The sequence below is a fragment of the Amycolatopsis sp. NPDC043885 genome, assembly GCF_056435685.1.
The window spans coordinates 1-15523 of sequence record NZ_JBWKEA010000011.1 but is presented as its reverse complement, the minus strand read 5'-3'; the positions used below and the strand labels follow the sequence as shown (position 1 = coordinate 15523).

The 15523-nt window shown below is 67.2% G+C and carries 13 protein-coding genes and 2 pseudogenes; 10 read left to right on the top strand and 5 right to left on the bottom strand.

The genetic code is table 11. From position 1 onward, the window contains the following. The first annotated feature begins 144 nt into the window (after nt 1-144). Together AC069I_RS27630 and AC069I_RS27625 are read left to right on the top strand one after the other, a co-directional pair. Complete coding sequence (locus tag AC069I_RS27630) at nt 145-609, top strand: hypothetical protein (protein ID WP_478266703.1); 465 nt, start codon at nt 145-147, stop codon at nt 607-609. Then, entirely contained in the window at nt 609-1694 is a 1086-nt protein-coding gene (locus tag AC069I_RS27625) for a tyrosine-type recombinase/integrase (RefSeq protein ID WP_478266702.1), read from the top strand. The genes AC069I_RS27630 and AC069I_RS27625 overlap by 1 nt, the downstream gene beginning before the upstream one ends. A 128-nt stretch (nt 1695-1822) precedes the next feature. Here AC069I_RS27625 and AC069I_RS27620 read toward each other — a convergent pair whose 3' ends face one another. Together AC069I_RS27620 and AC069I_RS27615 are read right to left on the bottom strand one after the other, a co-directional pair. Beyond that, nucleotides 1823-2296 carry a hypothetical protein gene (locus AC069I_RS27620; protein ID WP_478266701.1) on the bottom strand — a complete coding sequence of 158 codons (474 nt, stop codon included), beginning with the start codon at nt 2294-2296 and terminating at the stop codon, nt 1823-1825. Between the two features lie 755 nt (nt 2297-3051). Continuing rightward, on the bottom strand, nt 3052-4392 hold the full coding sequence (locus AC069I_RS27615; protein WP_478266700.1) for a helix-turn-helix domain-containing protein: 1341 nt from the start codon (nt 4390-4392) through the stop codon (nt 3052-3054). 182 nt (nt 4393-4574) lie between these two features. On the opposite strand from AC069I_RS27615, the gene AC069I_RS27610 reads away from it, so the two are divergent. Then, nucleotides 4575-6287 carry a hypothetical protein gene (locus AC069I_RS27610; protein ID WP_478266699.1) on the top strand — a complete coding sequence of 571 codons (1713 nt, stop codon included), beginning with the start codon at nt 4575-4577 and terminating at the stop codon, nt 6285-6287. Between the two features lie 8 nt (nt 6288-6295). Continuing rightward, nucleotides 6296-6793: an NUDIX domain-containing protein gene (locus AC069I_RS27605; RefSeq protein ID WP_478266698.1), complete on the top strand. Its 498-nt coding sequence runs from the start codon at nt 6296-6298 to the stop codon at nt 6791-6793. 357 nt (nt 6794-7150) lie between these two features. Here AC069I_RS27605 and AC069I_RS27600 read toward each other — a convergent pair whose 3' ends face one another. Both AC069I_RS27600 and AC069I_RS27595 read right to left on the bottom strand, forming a co-directional pair. After that, on the bottom strand, nt 7151-7852 hold the full coding sequence (locus AC069I_RS27600) for a hypothetical protein (protein WP_478266697.1): 702 nt from the start codon (nt 7850-7852) through the stop codon (nt 7151-7153). Nucleotides 7853-8047: 195 nt separating this feature from the next. Next, nucleotides 8048-8409 (bottom strand): annotated as a pseudogene (locus AC069I_RS27595) (serine hydrolase); the annotation flags it as partial. Nucleotides 8410-8516: 107 nt separating this feature from the next. Here AC069I_RS27595 and AC069I_RS27590 point away from each other — a divergent pair. After that, entirely contained in the window at nt 8517-9014 is a 498-nt protein-coding gene (locus AC069I_RS27590; RefSeq protein ID WP_478266696.1) for a Fic family protein, read from the top strand. A gap of 422 nt (nt 9015-9436) precedes the next feature. Here the strand turns inward: AC069I_RS27590 and AC069I_RS27585 are convergent, their stop codons facing one another. Next, nucleotides 9437-9562, bottom strand: coding sequence for a hypothetical protein (locus AC069I_RS27585; RefSeq protein ID WP_478266695.1), 126 nt, complete (start codon nt 9560-9562; stop codon nt 9437-9439). Between the two features lie 111 nt (nt 9563-9673). On the opposite strand from AC069I_RS27585, the gene AC069I_RS27580 reads away from it, so the two are divergent. The 5 genes and pseudogenes from AC069I_RS27580 (at nt 9674) to AC069I_RS27560 (ending at nt 15338) form a co-directional block, all read left to right on the top strand. Next, nucleotides 9674-11524 carry a P-loop NTPase family protein gene (locus AC069I_RS27580; protein ID WP_478266694.1) on the top strand — a complete coding sequence of 617 codons (1851 nt, stop codon included), beginning with the start codon at nt 9674-9676 and terminating at the stop codon, nt 11522-11524. A gap of 747 nt (nt 11525-12271) precedes the next feature. Then, nucleotides 12272-12481, top strand: a pseudogene (locus AC069I_RS27575) (helix-turn-helix domain-containing protein); the annotation flags it as partial. 82 nt (nt 12482-12563) lie between these two features. Beyond that, nucleotides 12564-13523 carry a helix-turn-helix transcriptional regulator gene (locus tag AC069I_RS27570; RefSeq protein WP_478266693.1) on the top strand — a complete coding sequence of 320 codons (960 nt, stop codon included), beginning with the start codon at nt 12564-12566 and terminating at the stop codon, nt 13521-13523. 492 nt (nt 13524-14015) lie between these two features. Continuing rightward, nucleotides 14016-14675 carry a hypothetical protein gene (locus AC069I_RS27565; protein WP_478266819.1) on the top strand — a complete coding sequence of 220 codons (660 nt, stop codon included), beginning with the start codon at nt 14016-14018 and terminating at the stop codon, nt 14673-14675. Between the two features lie 144 nt (nt 14676-14819). Beyond that, complete coding sequence (locus AC069I_RS27560; protein ID WP_478266692.1) at nt 14820-15338, top strand: HAD domain-containing protein; 519 nt, start codon at nt 14820-14822, stop codon at nt 15336-15338. Nucleotides 15339-15523 lie beyond the last annotated feature (185 nt).

Below are 15523 nucleotides of genomic sequence, written 5' to 3'. Positions count from 1 at the left end.
ACACTTGCACGGGAAATCTCCCGAACCACAGAGTAACAACCCGGTCGCACCAGGTCACTGGAGCGGTCCGGGTTTTTCTGGTTGGGCTAGGCTGGACCTGTCCACTGGTTCCTCCCCTGAACGTCCGTACAGGGGAGGCATGTCATGAGCAGCCCCGTCCCGGGCTTGTCCTTGCGGAACGCTCGCCGTTCGCCCCGCCTGGCCTCAGGCACTCCATCGCCGCCGCTGGCGCCGGCCTTGGCGCCGCTGCCCATCCCGCCGTCGTCCTCCGCGCCGTATGTCGGTATGGCACGGGTCGACGCGTCAGGCCGGGTGCAGAACCGCGATTCGGTCGATCTCCTGGGGTGGACATGCGGTGACACGCTCCTGGTCACCGTCCTGGAGACGTCGGCGGTGTTCCAGCGTCGTCCCGACGGTTCAGTGGCGATGACGGCGAAACCGTATGTCGTGATCCCCGCGGCGGTCCGCGCACGATGTTTCCTGCACGCGGGCGCCCGCGTGCTGGTCGCCGCGGACCCGTCCCAGGACGTCCTGGTCGTGCACTCCCCCGCCTCGGTGGAGCGGATGCTTCAACTGTTCCACGCCCGCCTGAGCGGGGGTGATCAGTGATGGCCGCCGACCCCGCAACCGCCAGCCCGGCCGAGATCGAGGCCGCGCGGCTGCTGCTGACCAAGATGGGCGTCTCCCCCGCCGATCTGCTCGTCACCACCCCGGCCGCACCGGCGCGACCGATGCCGACCGTCGGCCAGTGGATCGACACCGTGAGCGAGATGGTGTCCCCGGGCACCGCCCGCTCCTACGGGTCCTACTGGAAGAAGGCCCGTGCAGTGTGGGAGGACCGTCCGCTGGACCAGGTCAGCGCCAGCGACATCCGGGCGGAGGCCGAACGCGCCAAGGCCACCGCCGTGGTCCGCCGCAACTCCCGCGGTGGCCGCAACGCGGCGGAGAACTTCGTCGCCGCCATCCGATGCCTGTACCGGCATGCCCAGGACGACGACCTGATCGACGAGCGGAACAACCCCGCCCGGCGGGTCACCAAGCCACGCCGCCTCCCCTCGACTCGTCGGGCACTGCCCGACGATCGGCTCGACGAGGTCAACACGGCTGTCGCCACTTCAGGCAACGACCCTGAACTCGATTCGCTCATCATGCGCCTGCATGAGGAAATCGCCTGTCGGCGAGGCGGCGCGATCGCCCTGCGGCCGCGCGATCTCGACGAGGAACAGTGCCTGGTCTACTTGCGGGAGAAAGGCGAGACGGCGCGCTGGCAGCCGGTATCGCCCACCCTGATGCGCGAGCTGCTCCGGCACGCGGAAACCCGCGGACACGGTGACCGTGACGCGCACCTGCTGCGCTACGCCAACGGCCAGCCCATCACCGACCGGCGCTACGACAACATCTGGATACGCGTGGGGCGCCGGCTGCCCTGGGCCTACGCGCAGCAGATCAGCGCGCACTGGCTGCGTCACACCACCCTGACCTGGGTTAAGCGTAACTTCGGTTTCGCCGTCGCCCGTGCCTACGCCGGGCACAGCGATTCCCGCGACAACATCACCGCCGGCTACGTCGAGGCCGACATCCACGACGTCGCCACCGCGCTCGCGGCACTCACCGGGGAGCCTCATCCCCTCGCCGCACGGCCCGACAGCCGAAACCTGACGCCAGCGCCCGCACCAGTAGCCAAGCCCGACTGACCGCTGCACAGGGGCGGACACAGACGTAACGCCACGTCTGTGTCCGCCCGGCACGGTCATGCCTGCACGTCAACGGTCACTGCCAACGCACCAGGCGCGCCTTATGCGGGGCAGACTCTCACGTTCGGCTACCCGGTCTCAGAATCTGGACCGGATCCCGGCGCGGCGTGGAACAACTCGACCATCCGATTCAGCGCCCCGAGCGGATAGACCACCAACGCGGCATGTGCGGGCAACGCACACAGCAGTAGTTGCTGGGACGCGACGATCCCATGGGAACGGCGCAGGGGCGCGGGAATCACGATAGTGGCCTTCCGCGGCAGTGCGTGCAATCCGTCGGCCGCGGGATACGCCACGAGGACACCGGACTCGCTGCGGTACACGATGCGATCTCCCGGCGCCCACGACAACACCTCCCGTGCCGACCTCGCCGGAACCGTTCCCGACGCATCGACACGCGCCATGCTGTAGGAAACCGACGAATCCCCGGACTCCCGCACCAAGGCCGCGAGCGGCAACGGTCGACGAACGACCGCGTTCTCAGTCTCGCCCGAAGGGATCGCGAGAGCGTTGATCACCTGCTCAGCTAGCTGCACGGTCATCTAACAACCCCAGGACGAGGGCCAGACGGCTTGAACCGCCAACGCAGCCACACGAAAACACATTCGAGAATCGTCGCCGCTGACATCGGCCTGCATCACGCACCTCCACCATCAGAACAGGCAACTGCCTGGGGGAGGCATAGGCTGCGCCGTGGGGCAACGACGCACTCAACACCCAGAATGTTGAGCTGACACCACTTTGTCAAACGAGCAGCCCACCGGTAGGCGCCGGTCGTAAAGCCGGAATAGCACCAGGCGAGCGATCATTGTGAGTACGAGATGTGAAGTATGACCAACGGCGCCCTGCCAACACGCGACGAACGGCCCATTGTGCTGGAACGCTGGATTACCGAGATCGTCCAGGGCTTCGGCGGCCTCGCCAGTGCGCCAGATACTGCACGGCTCCCGCTCTACCATCATCTGCGCCGGTTACGCGCCGCCTGGGCGACCAGCACCCACCCGACTGCAAGAGCTCAACGTCCGGTGTCGCGTCACCGCCAGCCCCGCGTGGCGGACAGTGTCATTGAGCTTCCCGGTTCGGCTCTCTGTTGGTGTCGCCGCATGCCGCAACATGCACGCGGCAAATAGTCGAGACCGAAGACCACGAAGTCCCGCCTCGGCAACAACGCCAGCTCACGCGTGGGCGCTCCTCGGAGATGCTCGGCTGGAGACGCCATCAACCTGAACCCAGACGACGAAAAGTCCCACGCAGCTTGTTCGCGCGAGACTGTCCCAGTAACGGTGTTTCCGGCCTGTCAGGTCGCGGTGCCGGTGCGCCGGGCGAAGTCGTGCAGGCCCGGCAGCTGGTTGGCGGTGGGGTGGCTCAGCAGGGTGGCGGTCATTGTCGTGGTCGGTTTGCGGTAGCGGACCTCGTCGGGCGAGGCATGTTCGGCGGCGAGCAGCGCGCGGTAGCAGTGTTCGGGTTTGCCCCACTGGTGATAGGCGCGGGCGACGTCGACCCAGTAGCGGGCGCGGCGTTCGGTGCTGGGGATGCTGGCCGGGGTGATACGGCGGGCGTGCTCGATCGCGGTGCCGGAGTCGCCCAGGACGCGGGCGATGCTGAGCTGGTAGAGCCCGACGCCGGTGGGCCCGAAGCTGGTGTAGCGGTGGTCGGCGTCGGCTCCGAGCCGGGTGGCGGCGTCGACGGCTTCGGCGATGAACGTTCGGGCGGTGTCGCGGTCGCCGTCCGCGGCGGCGGTGTAGGCGGCGGTTTCCATCAGCGACCCGTACACCGACAGCTGATCGGGTGTGCGCAGGTCGGGCTGGAGGGCGAGCGCGGTGTCGATCACCATTTGCTGGGCGGTGTCGGCGTGCCCGGCGCGGCGCAGCACGATCGCCCAGACCCGGCGCGCGGTGGCCTGGGTCAGTAGATCACCGCTGGCGTCGGCGGCCTGCGACGCGCGGTCGGCGACGGTCCAGGCGAGCCGGTCGCGGCCGGTTTTGATCGCGAGGTCGGTGCTTAGGGTGTAGAGCTCGGCGAGCTGGGCGTGCGCCGCGGTGGCGGTGTCGCCGGGGCGCGGATCGGCGCGGGTGGCCGTCGCGGCGGCGATCAGGTCTGGCAGCCGCGTGGCGACCTCGCCGTAGCGGCCCTCGGCGAACACGGACCGGGCGACGGCCACGGCCTGCCGGAGCTGGGCCACTTCCGCCGGGGCGCCCGTGGTCAGCGGCGGGGCCAGTAGCGCTCGCTCCAGCACCGAGATCGGGTCGCCCGCTGAGGCTGCTGCCGGGTTGCGTCCGGCGGTGCCGAGGACCGCGCTGCCGGCGAGGGCGCCCATCCCCGCGAGCAACGTGCGACGACGCATCGGGTCGTACTCCTCCCACACCGGCATCGGATCGCCGCTCACCCTAGGGGCTGCAGTGGCGCCGGGCCGGGTGGACACCCCGGTGGAGTGGTCGAGAGCGAGCCCGAAGACCTGCACCGGCAGGAACAGTGCTCGGGCGAGGGCGCGCAGGGTTTCGACGTCACGCAGCGGGGTGCTGCCGGTTTCCCAGCGGGAGACCTGGCTGCGGGAGTAGCCGCACCGCACGATCTCGCCGGGCGTGTGCTGCTGGCGTGTCAGGGCCGCGACGACCCCGCGGTGCGCGGTCGAGGGCATCGGACTCCTCCCGGGAATGTCCACCTCAGCGGTCTCACCGTAACCGATTTTTCGCCGGGTCAAATGGATGTGCATGACATGCACACCACGCGCGGAAGCCGCACAGCCCCCTGCCCGCCGGTGACCGGCGGCGGTTGTGTGACAGAGGCCTGAGCAGCCGCACCCGAGGAGGGCTTTCCGCGATGTATCAGTCGACGTTCCCCACCAGCCCACAACTGGAGGCCTATCTGCGGTCCGGCCGGATCATCTCCGACCACGAAACCGCACAGGACATGATCACCCGCATCGTCGCCGCGCTCGAGCACGCCGACGCCCGGTTCGACCCCGACGGGGCGGCCGCGTTCGCCGAGCGGCTCGGCTGGGCGTGCGACACCGAACGGATCGTGTTCTCCACCCCGATCATGACCAACGCCGGGAGCTACGCCGACCGGCCTCTGGCCGCCTGCGCGGTGCCGCCAGTGGACCTGCGCGGCGACCTCGCCAGCGTCAAGACCATCGTGGACGGCTACCACCGGGCCGGGATGGGCACCGGGTTCGCCCTCGACGAGCTGGACGACCCCGTCGGGGTGCTGCGCTATCTCAACGACATCGCCGTCACCGGCGCGAACTCCGGGCACGAGGACCGGCCGGTCGGGAACATGGCCATCCTCTCGCTCGATCACCCGGCCGCCGCGGGGTTCATCGGCTGCAAGGTCGGCGCGGACGCGCGCGGCGAGGCATGGAAGTTCAACATCTCGCTGCACGTCACCGACACGCAGATGCGCGCCGCGCTCGACGGTGCCGGGCGGGAGCACGATCTCCTGATCGCCGCGGCCGAAGCCGCGCACGCCTGCGCCGATCCCGGGCTGCTGTTCGCCGACAGGATGAACCAGGACAATCCCACGCCCGAGATCGGCGCGTACGTCTCGACCGCGCCATGCGCGGAGGTCGGTCTGGTCGCCGGGGAGACCTGCCAGTTCGACTATCTCAACCTCGGCCGCTTCCACACCGGCGACGCCACCGTGCCGGTCGACCTCGGCGCCCTTGCCGACACCACCCGCGTCCTCGTGCGAGCGCTGGACGACGCGATCGAGGCCAGCCTGGCGCACTACCCGTCACCGCTGTCGGCGCGGGTGATGGGCGCCAAACGCAAGATCGGTGTCGGGGTGTGCGGCCTGGCGGACCTGCTGCTCGCGGCCGGGCTCCCCTACGACAGCGCCGAAGGACGGCGCCTGGCGCAGGAGGTGCTGGCGCTGGTCAACTACACCTCCAAGCTCGCCTCGGTCGAGCTGGCCCGAACCCGCGGTGGCTGCCCGGCCGTGGCCGGTGGCCGGTCCCGCTACGCCGACCCGCGGTTTCTGCGCCGGTTCACCGATCTGGAGGTCGACAGCGTGACCCGTGGCGACTGGGCCGCCCTCGCCCACGAGATCGCCACCACCGGGCTGCTGCGGAACTCCTCCACCATCGCGGTGCCGCCCACAGGCCGCTCGGCGCCGGTGGTACGGGCCTCGACCGGGATCGAGCCCCTGTTCCGGCTCTCGGACGACCTGCCCGGTCAGCAACGCGCGGGAGTCGTGGCGGCACTGAAAACCGCAGGCCGGACCGATTTGCTCGGTTTCGTCGACACGCACGGACGGCTTCCGGCCGACCCGGCACTGCCGCAGCGGCTGCGCGCGGTGCTGGCGACCGCGACACAGATCCGGCCGGCAGGGCACCTGGCGATGGCCGCAGCGGTGCAGGCCTGCGTCGACGAAGCGGTGTCCAAGACCGTGAATCTGCCCGCCACGGCGCGGCCGATTGACGTGTACGACACCTACGCCACCGCGTTCGAGCTCGGCTGCAAGGGCATTACCGTCTACGTCGACGGATCACGCGACATCCAGCCGCAAGCCCTCGCCACCGCATCCGCCAGCTGAGGAGACCCATGGCCGCCCCGCAGTACGTGTTCGACACCAAACACGACCGCTACCCCCTCGCCGTGCACGTCTTCCTCATCCAGGAAATCGATCGCGGGCACGAACTAGCGGAACAGAAAGTGCTGCTGATGCGGCGCGCCGGCTCCGGCTACGCCGACGGGCAGCTCGGGCTCCCGGCCGGCCACGTCGACCTCGGCGAGACCCCGACCGAGTGCGCGATCCGCGAACTCGGCGAAGAACTCGGCATCGAACTCCGCGCCGCCGACCTGACCCCCGGCGCCACCTGGTTCCGCATGTCCCAGGAACCCCGGATGGACATCTTCTACACCACCCGCACATGGAAAGGCACCCCGCAAATCCGCGAGCCGCACAAGTGCACCGAGCTCGTCTGGACCGATCCCAACGCCATGCCCGCCGACGCACTCGAGTTCCTGGCCCCAGCCTGGAACGACGCGCAGAACGGGCGCGTGCTGCGCGAATACGGCTTCGCATCCACGTCGGCGTAGCCGCACCTCCGCTGACGCTGGCACTCAGTGGACATGGATGAACGGTAAGGACCTCAGGTCCTGTTCTGGCCGGGGCAGATAGGTTTCGGTGGTCTACAACTCGGGGTCGCCCTTGGCCCAGCTGACCGCTTCACGCCGCACCACTGTTCGGGCAGGCCGCAGCACTACGAAATGTGGCCCTCGGCTCGCAAGACGGTCTCCAAGGCCGGGTACCGGTAGAGGGTGTCGCCTTCCTCAGCCAGAGACTGGACACGGGCGAGGAATGAAGCGAACGCCGGCGGCTGAGCCGTACCCAGATGCGCGGTGTTGCGGAAGAGAGCCACGGCGAGGTCTGGCATCTGGTTCGCGGTCCGGCACTCATGGTTCTCCGCCCACGCTGTCAGCGCTGTCTTGAGATCCTCGATGCCCAGGAAGGAGCTGTGTTGCACAAGAAGCTGGCCGGCTTGTTCGCCGACACGTCAGCGGGTTCTTCAGGCAGCCCTCGACCTTCGCCCGGCTGATCACGTTCTGATCCGTGCTGTCCGGGACGGTGTAGCTACAGGTCAGCGGGGTGCTCTGGCCGACACCGCGCGGATCGAAACCGACGAAGTCGTACTGCGAGGCCAGCACGGGGCTGCGCATCGCCATCGCGGCACCCCACGGGAGGCCCTCGCCGCCGGGTCCGCCGGGGTTGACCAGTGCGATGCCCTGCCTGCCGGTGCCGGGATAGGCGGTCGCCGTCTTGGAGACGCGGACGCCGATGGTGTTGCCGTCCTGCGGGTTGTGCCAGTCGCGCGGCACCTGGACGGTGGCGCAGGCGAGGCCCTTGACCTTCTTCAGCTCCGCTTCCGTCGCCGGCGCGACCGAGGGGAACGAGCACTCGCCCCAGGCCACGGCCTGGTCGGCCAGCGCGCCGGCGAGCGCCGCGGTGTCCGGCTCGGCCTTGGCCGCGGGAGCCGCACCCGCCGCCGGAGCCAGCACCAGGCCCGAGGCCAGGAAGGCGCCAGCCAGCGCCACCACTGTGGTGCGCGAGCGACCTCGCCGCGCCGGCCGCGTCTTTCTCGTACTACTGATCACCATGTTCCCTTTCGACAGGAGCCCCCGACGTCCGTACGTGAAGTAAAGACCGGTGATCACCTTCCGTACACGGCCGAAAGAGGTCGGATTCCCGACATGTCAGGATCTCGTCACCGCGGGCGCCGGGCCTGGCGGGCCGTCGAATCTCCGGTCACGGATGCAGGCCGGGCACGGGCTCGGGATCCTGCAGGGGCGTGGTCACGCCGCGCGCAGATGATCCCGCAGCGTTTTGGCCACGCGGGCCATCAGCACTTCGGCCTCCGGCTGGACCGCGGCGGGCACGCGGGACTCGGTCAGCGCGGCGACGGCGAAGATCCCGCCGTCGGCGTGTTCGACGACACCGACTTCGTGCCGCAGGTTCAGCAGCGTGCCCGTCTTCGACGGCCATTTCGTGGCGTCGGAGACGAAATCGGGGCTCAGCCGCTGACGCAACAGGTTGAGCCCCATGAGTTCGCGCACCCGGCCGGACACGGATTCGTCTATTCGGGACGGTTCCACAGCGCTTCGAGCGGACTGGCGAACGCCCGCGCCGAGCCGGAGCTCGCGCGGGAGATGTCGAGCCACGTTGAGCCAACTACTGCAGGGTACCGATCGCATCCTGCAGCGAACGCGTTCGATCTCCCTGGACCTCCAGCAAGTTTTGTCGTCCACCTTGGACCCATCGCCGATGGCCCTTCATTTCGACGGAGCTCCGACAGCCCACCTGGATATCCCAACAATCTGCTGGATGCATCGGGTCGCTGTCGAGATACCGTCTCTTCCGCAGAGCGTTCGAGGTGCACTGCGAAAGGTTTCGGTTACAGTTGCCAATGGCAATGGTGAGACCGTGCACGTGCCTCCAATTCCGGGCGATCTCCCCGCCGCCCTTGCCGCATGGACCAGCTCATGGCGCGATGGCTATGAACATGTGCCGCACGCAAGCGCAGACGAAAAGATCACGGCACTTGCGGAGTTCTATTACAAATTCCTGGAAATCCATCCATTTTTGGACAGAAATGGTCGAATGGGATTTGTTCTACTTGACCAGGCTTCTCGTGAAATTCTAGAGCGCCCCGTGTCGCGAGCTATAATAATTGAGAGTGATTCTCTCTTCAAGGCCTTGAATGCAGCTAACGGCGGCGACCTTAACCCCCTGCGGGAGAGAATCAAAAGCGCGATAGCATAGAACGCAGTTGTCGAAATCCGGCGCATCCAGCATCGCCATCGCCGTGACCTTGCTGTCCTCAGCCCGAACTCGCTAGCGCGGTCAGGTATCGCACCTGCCTCCCAAGTCCATACGGGCACAACGGCTTCGATCGTGACGCGACAATGATCCGATCAGGCCGCTGGTCACCTCGCTCGCGTCCGCTCATGCCGAGAAGCGGACGTCAGCGGAGCGAGCGACGAGTTGCGCGGTCCTACAGTTTGTTCGGTGAGAAGGCGTGGACAAGCCCGCCACTTTCGCTGTACGAGGTTCAAAAGGGACCGCAGGCGGGTGCCGCCGTTCGGGTGAACCTCCGAAACAGTGTTAACCCCGTCTAAGGTGGGAGCGACAGTGGGACGGAGGGCCGGGAGAATCGTCGCTAGGCGATCCCCCGGCCCCCTCTGTCAGAACAGATCGATCAAATACTCGGCGACGGCGCGAGCCACGCCAGCGCAGATGCCGCGGACGGCCGCGGCTATGAGGACAAGGCGGGTCCATCGGCTGCCACGTCGAGGATTGGTGCTGGTCATGTGCGTCTCCTGGTGCTGGGCGGACAAGGACGAGCCGGCTCATGTCCAAGGCTGTCAACGGAAACACCGCCTTCCTGAGCGGATCCTGCTCAGTTCGTGAACGGAGTGAGCGTGCGACTGAACGACGTCGTCGGGGTGCTCGAACATGTGCGGAAGGTCGGCGCGTCCAACCTGGGCGACGATGACGCCAACGTCGCCGCGCTGCTGCAACTGGTGCACACCGCGAACCTCGCCGCCGCTGCCCAGCGGCGCCCCAGCCAGGTGGTCAGTGCGCTGCTGCGGGATGCCATCGCCTCCGAAGCGATCACTAACCGCTACTCGAAAGCCGAGCAAAACGCGTTGCTCGTCGCGTTCGGCGCCTCAGGTACGCACATCGACAAGGGCAACGTTACCAAGCGTGAGACGCAAGCGGCACTGAAACTAGGCATTGCCTACGGTTCCTACCGCAAGCCACACGCGAGGCATCAGCGCCTCGGCGACGTGGCAGAAGCGATTCTCAGTCTCGTCGAGAAACACCGGTACGTGCTCGTTGCCGCCCCGGCCGAGCAGGAGCCGTTCGTGCCCCGTCCGCAACTGGAGAACCGATTCCGGGAGCTGCTCAGGTCCCATTCGCCGGTGATCGCCTTTGCGGGCCCGCCGAGCGTCGGTAAGCGGACGCTGGCACGGCGACTCACCGATGAGTATCGGGCTCCTGGTTCGTCGGTCGTGCGACTCCTCGGTTCGAGTCAGGAGGCGCTTCAGCAGTCGATCATCGCCGAGTTGGACCGGCTCGCCGTGCAGAACATCAACTATCACGTGCCGAGGCATTCGCTCCGAGAGCTGGTGCTGTCACCAAGCAGCCCCCGGTTCGTGGTGATCGAGGACGCTGGGGACATTGAGCTCGCTCAGTTCCTGACCGCGACCAAGACCGACACGACAGTCGTGCTGACCACCACCCACCGCCTCCGCGGCATCGACCACATCGAAGTCGGCGAAATGGCGCCGGCCGAGTCCGCTGCTTTGCTGTCACTGGTTTTGCCAGCCATCACGCCCGAGGACGCGGCGTCCCTCGCTGACGACCTCGGGCACCACCCGTTGGCTTTGCTCGTCGCCGCCGCCTTGGTTGCCGAGGACCAAGCCGACGTGAGCGAGTTCCGCCGCGGTCTGCGTCGCACCGTCACTGGGCTTCTCGATGCGGCGGCAGGGTTTCCGTCGCTGCCGAGCGTGTACCGGACGGCGATCGATCGTCTCAGCCAGGACGCTCGCGCGATGCTGGAAATGCTGGTGTACCTTGACCCGAGCCCCATTCCCACCGCGTTCGTAGTACAGGCCATCGCCGACTACCGAGGTCTTCAGGACACCAACATCGTCCACGTGCGAATGTTGGCGCGCTCGGCCTTGCGCACGTTGCGGGACCACTACCTAATCAGAATCGTCAACGACCAAGTCACCGTGCCAGCCATCACCAGGGCACTCGTGATCGACAGCACGCACGGCAGCGGCGCGCAAACAGCTGAGCGATCCCGCGCGAGTCTGCTCGCGCTGGTTCGTCTCCTGCGCGCTGACCATCCCGACGTGCCCCTCCTGGACTTCGTACGCAAGTGCAGTCCGCTCATCATCCACCTCAGAACAACGTTTCTGGACCCGTGGAAGAACGGCGGCAGCCTGGCGGAGCACCTTTACCACTACAGCCAGGCCCTCGGTCATTTCCTCACCGCGGCCAGCCATCCATCATGGCGGCTGGCCGTGATTGCGTTGCAGACCTCGGAGGACGGCTTCTCGGTGATCCTCCTCCAGATTCCGGAGAAGGCCGATGGCGTGCGGAACCTCGGCCTGAAGGTCCAGTTCTCAAACCCCGATCCCGTGGAGTTCCAACTCAACTTGCCGAACTGGCGTGATCGCAAGCGCATGCAGCTACTACTGATCAGCCAAACCCTCGAGGTCGACGACATCCTGTCCGACCCAGAGCTAAACGTCGACTAGCTCCGGTCCTGCCAGCGGTAATCACAGCGACGGGTACGTTTCGGTGGTGGTCGGTCACGGCGAGTCGCTCTGCGTGGCCAAGTCCGTCACTCAGTGCGTAGCATGCACAACACCCAGTCCACTACCCTGCGAACACTCGCCCATCGGCGTTACCGCGCCAGCAGTACGAACGTCCGCTCCTACCGCGAGTCTGCCGAACGACCTAGCGCACACACATGCCGATGAGCGTGCCCAGTCACGGGACTGGAGGTGCAACCTCCACGACATCGGCTAGGCCGACCAGCCGGCACCCTCGAACATCGACAGCCGCAGACCCGGCGCGACTTGTGGCAAAGATCGGGTGCGAGCGGGTGGAGGCGAACCACGGCCTCTTCGCCAGGTGCGAGTTGTCCTCGTCGGCTCCAGCGTCAGAGGCGCGTCGTTGCCTTCCTGACGGAAGCCGGGCGGAAAGCCCTGTGCGACCGGTAGCCCGAGTCGATCGGGGTGTGGCGACCACCTTGCGCCGTGGTAGGGAGCCGCAACCGTGCACGGATGTACCCACGCTCATGCCGACGGGTGAGCGAGCCCGGTGCCCCACGTGACCCGTAGGGACTTTCGCCGGGATCTGTGCTCCATCCGCATGAAACGTGACTTCTGGTCGCTGCATTTCCCTGGCAGTAGGAGAAAACTCGCCGAGGCAGCGGCCGGACCCCCCACGTCGCCGATGTTCAGTCGCGCCCAGGAGTTGACGATGGTCGCCTCACCCACATCACCCCAGCATGTGCTGTTCGAGACCACCGACCACGACCAGGCGGGGGGCACCTGTCCCGCGTCTACGGCACCAGGCCGATGGGCTACCTGCGCCGGGTGCGGCTGGATCGCGCCTATCAGGACCTGCAGGCCGCCGACCGCAGCAGCGCGGACAGTGTCGCGGAGATCGTCCGTCGCTGGGGATTCGCCGCCCGGGCACGGTTCTGTGCCCTGTACCGGTGGGGCTACTGCCGCCAGCCCCACGGAGACCTGATCCACAAACCTCCGTTGAGGAGAGCGAGGGAACATCATGGGACTGGCTTTCGAAAGCGACGACTTGGACGAGATCGAGGAATTCGTCAGCGCGGCCTACACGACGCTGCGGTTCAGGACCCGCGCCGAAGAGCAGCACCTGCTGCGGATCATCCGGAATCCGTTGGGGTCGATCAGCCTGGATCTGGTCGACTGGGGATTCGGGACGGATGCCGTCGGTGCCCCGTTGGGCAGCGTCGACCTGGTCGGGGTGGAATCCGGCACGGTTCGCGTGGAATCCGGGGGTGTGCAGAACGGCTATGGCCCGGGTGAGGTGTTCCTGATCGAGCAGCCCGATCGGCCTTTCGCCGCCCAAGTCCGTCATACGCGCTACAGCCACACCGTGCTGGAGCCGTCCTTGTTGTGTCAGGTGGCCGCGACCGTGCCCGGCCGTACCGAGCACCCGGTGCGGTTGACCGGCTACCGGCCGATCTCCCCGGCCGCTGGCCAGCACCTGATGCGCACCATCGCCTTTCTGCGCGACCACGTCGTCTCCGACCCGACGATCCGGGGCGCCGCGTTGGTCGCCTCGACCGCACCCCAGTTGCTGGCGGCCACAGTGTTGAGGACCTTTCCCAACACCGCGCTGATCGACCCCACCATCGAGGACCGCCACGACGCCCACCCCGCCACCCTGCGGCGTGCCATGGCGTTCATCGATGACCACGCACATCTGGAGATCAGCGTCGCCGATATCGCGGCGGCCGCGCACGTCACCATCCGTGCGCTGCAATACGCCTTCCGCCGCCACCGCGGCACCACCCCCATGGGCTACCTCCGTGAAGTCCGCCTCCACCACGCGCGCCAGGAACTACTGTCCGTCGACCCCGCCTCCGGGGTCACCGTCACCGAAATCGCCGCCCGGTGGGGCTTCTTCCACCCAGGCCGCTTCGCTTGCCACTACCGCACCGCCTACGGCTGCTCGCCCTACCGGACCTTGCGGTGCGACGATCGCTGACCCGCTGCCGCTTTGTGGTTGGTCTCCGCGAGGCCTACGGCCGCAAACCCTGCACCGCGACGCAAACCTGACTCTGGGCGGCAGGTCGCCGCCCGGAGTCAACTCCCGGAGGCGGGGGCTGGGCCAACGGGAGTCAGGAGCGACCCAGCGGAGCCGGGCAGCTGGCCATGTCCCCATTTTGTTCCCCGAGCGGATCAGCGCAGCACACATGGCGAAACTGGTCCAGCCCCGCTCAACGGACAAGCCAGCCGGAAAACGAACAGAACCGCACCGATGGACAAGCATTCGCAGAGACCGCAACCACCCTCTCGCCCCGGACGGCCAGGCCGTGGAGCCAACGAGTGCTCGACCATCCGCACATGCCACGAGGCGCGCGTTCCGAGCGAGGCGCGCACGTGCCAAGATCAGTTCAGGTATGACAGGAAGCGAGGCGCATAACGTAATTGGGAGGCAGGACGGGTCGGGTTGCGCGACCCTTCCTGGGTGATCACGATGCAGCCTGTCTTGGAGGTTCACGCGATAGATGGCTTTGCCCTCTGGCCTGTCGGCGAGGTCGAATCGTTCGGCTATCTGGCGCTCAGCGGCGAGCTCACGCCCCTGGAGGTCGGGACAGCGGTGATGCGCATCGCCGGCTGCAACGACATTGACCCTGAGGACGACGGCCGCCCGCCCCGCCCCGCCGACCCGCTGGGGTCGTTCCTGCACGGCCTGCTCACCTTTGACACGCTCTTCGCGGCTGGCGGCTTGCGGGTGACAGACAGCGTCACGGGCGTGGCGTTTTTGCCGGGCTGCTGCAACGGTCTGGAGGATTGGCGCGAGTGGCACGCGGTCCTCGATGGCAACGGGCAGGTCGGGTTCGGGCACGATCCCGATCCTTGCGCCGAACGCCACGGCGAGACTGTCCGGCTGACCGTCGACGCTGAGCTGAACGACAGTCCGGTGATCGAGTTGCCTGGCGCTGATTTACGGCGTCTCCTAGCCGGAGCCGAGCACGATCTTGTCGGCTTCCTCGCGCTGGCAGCCGTCTGGGCCGACCAGAACCTGCCCCGCCACGCTGTCCCGGTCATCGCAGCCCTCGCCCGCGCACTGGACCTCCCCATACCCGCCGACGTGTCGGCCAGGAACCTCGAAGCGCACACCGACGCCCCTTGACTTGAAGCCGAGATATCGAGTTACGCAAGGCCGCTTCGGGAATCTGCGGGCAGAGCCACCGAATCTCTTGATTGCGACCACGAGTCGAATTCGTAATTTCATCATCTGGCTTGGCGCAGCCTGATCAGCAGCTATCGTGCGGTCGTGACAGGCACCGGACAACTACCTCTGCTCTTCCTCGACGTCGACGGGCCGCTCATCCCCTTCGGCGCCCCTCCAAAGCACTACCCGACCTACCGGTCCCACCTCGACTCACCCGCAGCCGGTTCGAACCCGCTCCTGGCCAGGGTCAATCCCGGTCACGGGCCCCGGCTAGCCGCGTTGCCCTGCGACCTGGTCTGGGCCACGACTTGGACCTCCGACGCCAACGAATGCCTCTCGCCGCGACTTGGCCTTCCACCGTTGCCGGTGGTGGACTGGCCGGAGCCATCCGACCTCGACGAGCAGGACGAGCGCGACGGACTGCACTGGAAAACCCGAGCCCTCGTCAACTGGGCAGCGGGACGGCCGTTCGCCTGGGTCGACGACGAGATCACCGACGTAGACCGACACTGGGTGTACACCTGCCATGAGGCATCAGCGCTACTGCACCGCGTCGACCCACGACTGGGCCTCACTGAGGCCGACTACACCGACCTCGATGAGTGGCTACACAGAGCCTGACGAACGCCACCACACCACGCATCTTGCCCCACCCGAAGAGCCAGACTGAATGCGACGGCCGTTTGCCAGTCTGCCAGCGCCGTCCTCTCCTGCCGCGATGAGGAACTTCGGACAGGTGGCTGTACCAGAACCGAGAACGCCCAGGTCAACAAGATCGACACGCCATGGCCGGCGAGAACCTACAA

What these genes read in the sequence shown, in the direction of transcription:
- AC069I_RS27630 (WP_478266703.1), top strand. Translation starts at nt 145, where the DNA reads ATGAGCAGCCCCGTCCCGGGCTTGTCCTTGCGGAACGCTCGCCGTTCG.
- AC069I_RS27625 (WP_478266702.1), top strand. Translation starts at nt 609, where the DNA reads ATGGCCGCCGACCCCGCAACCGCCAGCCCGGCCGAGATCGAGGCCGCG.
- AC069I_RS27620 (WP_478266701.1), bottom strand. Translation starts at nt 2,296, where the DNA reads ATGACCGTGCAGCTAGCTGAGCAGGTGATCAACGCTCTCGCGATCCCT.
- AC069I_RS27615 (WP_478266700.1), bottom strand. Translation starts at nt 4,392, where the DNA reads ATGCCCTCGACCGCGCACCGCGGGGTCGTCGCGGCCCTGACACGCCAG.
- AC069I_RS27610 (WP_478266699.1), top strand. Translation starts at nt 4,575, where the DNA reads ATGTATCAGTCGACGTTCCCCACCAGCCCACAACTGGAGGCCTATCTG.
- AC069I_RS27605 (WP_478266698.1), top strand. Translation starts at nt 6,296, where the DNA reads ATGGCCGCCCCGCAGTACGTGTTCGACACCAAACACGACCGCTACCCC.
- AC069I_RS27600 (WP_478266697.1), bottom strand. Translation starts at nt 7,852, where the DNA reads ATGGTGATCAGTAGTACGAGAAAGACGCGGCCGGCGCGGCGAGGTCGC.
- AC069I_RS27590 (WP_478266696.1), top strand. Translation starts at nt 8,517, where the DNA reads ATGGCCCTTCATTTCGACGGAGCTCCGACAGCCCACCTGGATATCCCA.
- AC069I_RS27585 (WP_478266695.1), bottom strand. Translation starts at nt 9,562, where the DNA reads ATGACCAGCACCAATCCTCGACGTGGCAGCCGATGGACCCGCCTTGTC.
- AC069I_RS27570 (WP_478266693.1), top strand. Translation starts at nt 12,564, where the DNA reads ATGGGACTGGCTTTCGAAAGCGACGACTTGGACGAGATCGAGGAATTC.
- AC069I_RS27565 (WP_478266819.1), top strand. Translation starts at nt 14,016, where the DNA reads ATGCAGCCTGTCTTGGAGGTTCACGCGATAGATGGCTTTGCCCTCTGG.